This is a genomic window from Streptomyces sp. BE303 (genome assembly GCF_036290945.1).
Taxonomy (GTDB): domain Bacteria; phylum Actinomycetota; class Actinomycetes; order Streptomycetales; family Streptomycetaceae; genus Kitasatospora.
Window position 1 is genome coordinate 1 of record NZ_JAQYWZ010000249.1, and the last position, 6,718, is coordinate 6,718.

The window sequence follows — 6,718 nt, forward strand, 5'->3', positions numbered from 1 at the left end:
ATCGACGACCGTGACGGTGACCGCCACCTTCCCCTCCGGCGCGACCGCGAGCACCACCTTCACCTGGGCCGTCACCGACGCCAACAGCCCCTGCCCCTCCGCGCACCTGCTCGGCAACGCCGGCTTCGAGAGCGGCGCGGCACAGCCCTGGACGGCGACACCCGGCACGGTCGACACCGACCGGGGCCAGGCGAGCCACGGCGGCTCCTGGAAGGCCTGGCTGGACGGCTACGGGTCCGCCCACAAGGACACCGTCGCGCAGACGGTCGCCGTCCCGGCGGGCTGCCGGGCGACGCTGACGTACTGGCTGCACATCGACACGGCCGAGAACACCCCGTCCAGCAGGTACGACCGGCTCACCGTCACCGCCAACGGCCAGGAGGTGGCCGCCTACTCGAACCTCGACCGGGCTGCCGGCTACACCCTGCGGACGGTCGATCTCTCCGCCTACGCCGGACAGAACGTCGCCCTCACGTTCACCGGCACGGAGGACACCTCGGCGCAGACCAGCTTCGTCCTCGACGACATCACCGTCGAGATCGGCGACTGACCCGCCCCGCACCCACGGCCGCCCCGCACCGGCAGGCCACACCACCAACCGCACCCCTGGAGCGGCCGGGCGGCACCAACCGTCCGGCCGCTCCCCCGTGCCCGCCCGGGCCCCTCGGATGTGCCGCCGGACCCGTGTCCCCCGCGTCGGGCCCGACACCGCCGGCCGCCGAGTCACCCCACCCGCGGGCTGTCCACCGACATCCATGCGGCCGGGCGGGCGCTGGACCGGTTCGACCGGAAAAGGACAGCGGTGAGCCTGGTCGCGGAAGGCCGTCGGCAGAAGTGGGACCGCATCCGTTCGTACCTTCTCGGGCTCGGCAGGACCGCGCGTCATCGGGGCTTACAATTCAGCCGCAGACGGCTATAGTGCCCAAATCGCCCACGGCAAATCTCTCCACCAGGGTGCCGCCCATGCACATGACCGGCATGAACCTGCCGCGCCCCCGAAGCCTCGCCGGCCAACTGTTCGCCCTCCAGGCCATGGTGCTGGTCATGGCCGTAGGCCTGTGCGCGACCTTCGCGTACCTCGGCGCAGGAGGCCAGGCCGAGGAGGCCGCTCGACGCCAAACGGCCGGAACGGCGGGCTCGGTGGCCGCCGCCCCTTCGGTGCGCGAGGCCATCCGCTCCAGCGATCCGACCGCATTGCTCCAGCCCTACGCGGAGCAGGTCCGCAAGAACACCGGGGTCGCCTTCGTCACGATCATGAACCCCCGGGGAATCCGGTGGACCCATCCCGATCCCCGTCTCATCGGAGGACGGTTCTCCGGCCACATCGAATCCGCCCAGAAGGGCGAAACCTCCTACGAGATCCACTCCGGATCCTTCGGGCCGTCGGTGCGTGTCGTGATGCCGATATTCGACGGCACGACGATCGTCGGCCTGGTCAGCGCCGGCATCACCGTGCAGAGGATCAACGATCAGGTGTGGCAGCAGCTGGTGTCGTTGGCCGGAACGGCGCTCGCCGTCCTGGCCGTGTGCGGGCTGGCCATGTCCCTCCTCGCCGTCCGGCTGCGTCGGCAGACGCACAGCATGCCCGCCGCCGAGCTGGGCCAGATGTACGCCTACCAACAGGCCACGCTGCACGCCCTGAGGGAGGGATTGCTGATCCTGGACGCGCAGGGGCGCATCACCCTGATCAATGACGGCGGCCGACAACTGCTCGGGCTCGGACCCGAGGCCGGTTCGGAAGGCGTGATCGGCCGCAGGATCGACGAACTCGGCCTTCCAGTGCCCCTCACCGACGCGATGATGCTCGCGCAACCGCGCGTCGAGGAGGTCCATCTGACCGGCGAACGAGTGCTCGTCGTCAACACCGCACCCGTTCTCAGCGGAGCCCGGCGCGGCACGGTCGTGACCCTCCGCGACCACACCGAACTGCGGCTCCTGTCCCGTGAACTCCGCTCCGTACAAGGCTTCGCCGAAGCCCTGCGATCCCAGGCGCACGAGGCGGCCAACCGGATGCACACCGTGGTCTCGCTGATCGAACTCGGCCGCGCCGAGGAAGCGGTGCGATTCGCCACGGTCGAGCTGGCCCTGACGGGCGAGCTCACCGATCAGATCGCCGAGGTGATCGCCGAGCCCGTCCTGGCCGCCCTGCTTCTGAGCAAGGCGGCCCAGGCCGATCAACTCGGGGTGGAGTTCGCCCTCGCGCCGGACAGCCGGGTCGAGGAGGGGTCCCTGCCCGAGGACTCGTTGTCCTCAGGGGACTTGGTGACCGTGCTCGGCAATCTCATCGACAACGCCCTGGACGCCGCCGTCCAAGGGACCGCCTGCCGTGGTTCGCGACTCCACCCCTCCGCCCCCGGGGGCGACGGCCTTGCCCCGCAGCGCCGTCCACGAGTGACGGTCACCGTCCGCGCCGACGCCGCGGAGCTCCTGATCAGTGTCTGTGACACCGGCCCGGGGCTCGACACGACAGCGCTCGAAGAGATCTTCCGACGCGGTTGGAGCACCAAATCACCGGTGAGGTCGGCGGACCACGAATCGCCGGAATCCGGGCGGGGACTGGGGCTCGCGCTGGTCAGGCAGGCCACACGGCGCAACAGGGGAACGGTGACGGTCGGGAACGCGCACGAGGGCGGTGCGCAGTTCACCGTCCGGCTGCCACTCTCGCCCCGGTGACAGGCCGACATCGAACGCAAGAGCCGGCCACCGGGCGGGCCCTGCCGCCTCGTCTGCCCCTCCGCTGCGATTCTGGGCGCCGTACCTGTCCCCGGCGGCCCGACGCGGCCACGCAGCGGGCATGGTGACGGGAAGGCGGCTGCGCGGACCCTCGTGCTCAGGGCGGCATACGATCCCGGACCCGCGTGCGCGACCAGACCTCTCCCCGTGCGCCGCTCGCGATACTGCGGTTACGGGCAGACCTGGAGAGCCCCTGAGGCGTCGGCGCTGTCCAGCAGACGCTCGACGACCTCGTCGACCATTGCGTCCCGGCCACCGAGGCGACCGGTTCCGTCCTCTCCGCCGTGACTCGTCCGTTCCACCTGGCCGAGGACCCGGGACCGAGACCGCGGCCAGGCTGTCATGTCACGGGCTTGCGCGATCTTTCAGCCACGCCCACCGGCTACGGGCCACGGCGTATGAAGAGGGGCGTCGGACGGTGGGAAGACCCTGCCGGTGTGTGGGTGAGCGGGTGTGTGGCGGCCCGGTGGACGGTGGCGCTGATCCGCTTGAGGAGCAGCCTCGGGATGGGCGTGCTCGTGGGCCGCGGCCCTTCCGCGGCCGACAGGCCGGTCATGCCAGGGGTGGGGCCGGTCGGGCACCCCCGGGGTGGAGGGGCCGCGGTGGGGCGGGGACCGGGCCTGTGGCGGGGGGGTCGTCGCCGGTGAGTGTCCCTAGGTGACGCAATCGCTGCTCCAGGTAGGAGTTCAGGCGGGTGTGGTGTTCGTGTTCGAGTGCGCGCAGCCTCTGGATCCTGGATTCGAGGCCCGCGCGGACGGCCTCCAGATTGCCGATGATCGTCTGGACCGCGGCACGGGTGTCGCGGTCCAGGGTGTCGGCGTCGGCCTGCGCGGCACGTTCGACGCCCTCGGCTCGGGTGCGAGCCGCGGTGAGGACGCTCCAGGCCTCGGCGCGGGCGGCTGCGACGGCCCGGTCGGCGACCTGTTGGGCGAGTGTGAGGACCTGGGCGGCCCCGGCCACGCCGTCCGGGGCCGGACGCGGGGCCGGGGGCGGGGACTGGGGCGGGGGCATGAGTGCCGGGCTCCGAGTGCCGGTGATCGGCGCTACGGCTGCGGGGCGGACAAGGGCCGAGGCCACAGCAGTTCGAAGGCTCTCGTTCTCGCGCAGCAGTCGGACGAGTTCGGCTTCGACCAAGTCAAGGAAGTCGTCGACCTCGCGTCCGTCGTAGCCCGGGCGCAGGCGGACGGTGGTGAACTGGCGGGCGCGCAGGTCTGCAAGGGTGAGAGGCATCGGGGCAACCTCGACTGTCGGTGTACCGGGTGGCCCGACCGTGCCCGGCGCCTTCGGTGTGGTGGCGTCGGACGGGCGGTGGTGGGCGGGCATCGGCTGCGAGGCGCCGGACACCGGACGCGCACGCGGATGCGTGGGCGGGGCACGGGCAGCGGCCCCGGAAGCGGCGGCCGTCGTCGGTGTACGGATTGCCGCTACGCGCTTTTTACCCTCCCCGCTCATGCGAAGTCCAGGGGTTACCGCGAGGAATTGTGCCTTCGTCCGAACCGCGCGGATCGAATTCACGGTGGGTACCCGCTCGGGCACCAGGCGACCGCGGCCCCGGGGGCGGACCGACGTCGGACAGCCGAACCGGTGCCTGGTCGGTCAGGTATCCGGTAGTGCCGGTGCGGACGCCGGACCTGCCGACGTGGTTGTCCATCTCGTCGGACCTGGCGATCATCGCTGTCGCTCTGGCGAGGGGGCCGCTGTCGGCCGACGCCGTGCGGGCGGGCTCGCCCTCGACGAGGTGGAGCAGCCCATTGCGCCGGGGGCGAGCAGGACGGTGCCGACGAGGGCAACGGAGCAACCCCGCAACTGCCGGGCGACAGCTCCGACATCAGGCTCTCAGGTTCAGCAGGGAGCGGGCCACCGCCCGGTTCCCGACCGGCGCGTCGTATCGATAGGACCACCTGGGCAGGATTTCGATCAGACGGCAGCCGAGCCGGCGCAGCCTACGGACGGTGGCGGCGGCCTGCCGGTCGTCGAGCGCGAAGACGAAGGGGCCCGGGATCAGGAGCGTGTCGATCCAGCCGTTGGCGATGCGGCGTTCGAGCTGTTCCAGCTGGGGCAGGCCGTCACGGTGCCGGCGCCCATTGTCGATGTACACGAAGGGATCCGGCAGGCTGTTCCGCACGGCGAGCCGTTGCATCGCCCTGCGGTGGCATTCCATGTCGGACGGATCACTGGGGTAGCAGCGCAGGTAGAGCGCGGCCTGCGGATGCGCGGTCGTCCGTCGTGAGTACATGAGGTCTCACCTGCCCGTGGCCTGAGGAAGTGGATGGGGAACGTTCTGCGCCGGCTTGTCGGAGGGTCGGGGTTCCGGCGGCTTGGTTCGTTCCCCACCTTTCCCTGCGGAGGTGGACGACCGCATCGGGAGATCTACGGAGGCGGCTACGGAAACCGCGACCCTGTGCGCGCTGCGTACGGCGACCGGCCGTGCTGTCGGGGGCCGGCTGTCGTCACGCGGTAGCCAGCCGTCAGGGGTGATCGACGGAGCGGAAGCAGGATGCTCGTGGCATCGGCTACGACCGAGGCCCTGGTGCTCCGGCCGGAGGATGTCCGCTTCGGCGTCCGACCCTCCACCGACAGCGACCCAGCCTCCGAGTGCGGGGAGGAGCAAGCCGGCGTGACAGGGGTGTGGTCGCGGCCGGCCTCCCCGATCAGCTGACCAGCTTCATCGTCGCGAGCGGGAGATCGCCGATGTCAACGGGCTGCTTTCCACCACTCGCACGGTGACCCTGACCGGCACCGGAGGCATCAGGAAGACCCGGCTCGCCCTGCGCGTCGCCGGCGGGCTACGCAGGGCCTTCACCGGCGGGGTGGCGTTCATCGATCGGCGCACCCGTCCACCACGGTCTTCCTGGCACGCCGGCAGACGCGGAGGTGCAGGGCGGGGACCGAGTGGGGTGGAAGCCGGCCGCCGGCATCCTGCGAGGCCCGGCGCCCGGCGCGCGGGTGGGCCTGACGGCACCTCAAAGGCTCACGGAGGCAGGCCCGTACCGGAACACCCACCCCGGGCCCGTCAGCCCGACCGGTCCACTCACAAGGTTCGGACTTTACGTTCGACGATCGTGCGGTCGATTCGGCAGGCCACGGGGGGCAGCTGGGACCGGCTGCGGCTCGGTGGCCGGTCCCCTCTGGCAGCATTGCGCTCCGCCGAGGCGGCCTGACGCGGTCGGTCACCGCTCGGACACCTGCGGTGGCGGGCTTCGGCCGACCATGTCCGGGCACTGAAGGCCCTCGAAGCCGGACGCCAACCGGCTGTGATTCACCTCACGTTTGAGCGGCGCGCCTCACTGACTATCGTCTATCGAAAGACACGCCCCCATGCGCCGGCCATCCGCATCGCGGATTCCAGCCGGGCAGAAATATCAATCCACCACACCACCACGGCGGATTTTGGTGACGGATTTCCAGGCTGCGTCCGCTGTTCGGAGCCGGGCGGTGCCATCCAAGGTCAGGAGTCGTCAGAACCCTGGTTCCTTGCGCATAGAAGGCCAATAGCCATGGCAACGAAGACGTAAGCCGTCGGATTCCTGACGGATCCGCCGACCAATCCGGCGAATTCTCCAGGATCTGCCGAGGAAGCCCCCGACCATCGATTGCAGGACGTCGAACCGGTGCGACCTCCGTCCCGAAATCAGCCCTGCCGGACTATGAGCCGCCGCTGACATCTTCCACCCCGGAGCAGCGCCGGTCCGCACCCGACTCCAGGCCCGGCACCAGCCCCGCTGCCAGGGAGACACCACATGAGCATCGAAGACCGCGGCATCCGGTTCCCGCAACCGGCCCGCTCCCGCAAATGCGACCGGCGCACGTACGTTCTCGACACCAGCGTGCTCCTGGCGGACCCCCTCGCCATGACCCGCTTCGAGGAGCACGAGGTCGTTCTCCCGGTGGTCGTGGTCACCGAGCTGGAAGCCAAGCGGCACCACCCCGAACTGGGCTACTTCGCCCGCCAGGCGCTGCGGCTGCTCGACGACTTCCGGATCCG

The 6,718-nt window shown here is 70.7% G+C and carries 4 protein-coding genes and 1 pseudogene; 3 read left to right on the forward strand and 2 right to left on the reverse strand.

Translation table 11 applies throughout. The features are described 5' to 3' along the window. Positions 1–550: pseudogene (locus tag PUR56_RS01670) on the forward strand (hypothetical protein); the annotation flags it as partial. A 428-nt stretch (positions 551–978) separates the two neighbouring features. Beyond that, positions 979–2,673 (forward strand): sensor histidine kinase, encoded by a 1,695-nt coding sequence (locus PUR56_RS01675; protein ID WP_329881416.1) that lies wholly within the window; start codon positions 979–981, stop codon positions 2,671–2,673. 612 nt (positions 2,674–3,285) lie between these two features. On the opposite strand, the gene PUR56_RS01680 is transcribed toward PUR56_RS01675, so the two are convergent. Both PUR56_RS01680 and PUR56_RS01685 read right to left on the reverse strand, forming a co-directional pair. Then, the gene (locus PUR56_RS01680; RefSeq protein ID WP_329947549.1) at positions 3,286–3,963 is read right to left on the reverse strand and encodes a DivIVA domain-containing protein; all 678 of its coding nucleotides are present in this window, start codon (positions 3,961–3,963) and stop codon (positions 3,286–3,288) included. A 598-nt stretch (positions 3,964–4,561) separates the two neighbouring features. Then, entirely contained in the window at positions 4,562–4,969 is a 408-nt protein-coding gene (locus PUR56_RS01685; RefSeq protein ID WP_329947550.1) for a hypothetical protein, read from the reverse strand. Positions 4,970–6,473: 1,504 nt separating this feature from the next. Here PUR56_RS01685 and PUR56_RS01690 point away from each other — a divergent pair. Further along, positions 6,474–6,718: PIN domain-containing protein (locus PUR56_RS01690; RefSeq protein WP_329947551.1), on the forward strand; the 245-nt coding region annotated here is incomplete at its 3' end.

Coding starts and splice junctions, on each gene's coding strand:
- PUR56_RS01680 (WP_329947549.1), bottom strand. CDS start 3,963: ATGCCTCTCACCCTTGCAGACCTGCGCGCCCGCCAGTTCACCACCGTC.
- PUR56_RS01685 (WP_329947550.1), bottom strand. CDS start 4,969: ATGTACTCACGACGGACGACCGCGCATCCGCAGGCCGCGCTCTACCTG.
- PUR56_RS01675 (WP_329881416.1), top strand. CDS start 979: ATGAACCTGCCGCGCCCCCGAAGCCTCGCCGGCCAACTGTTCGCCCTC.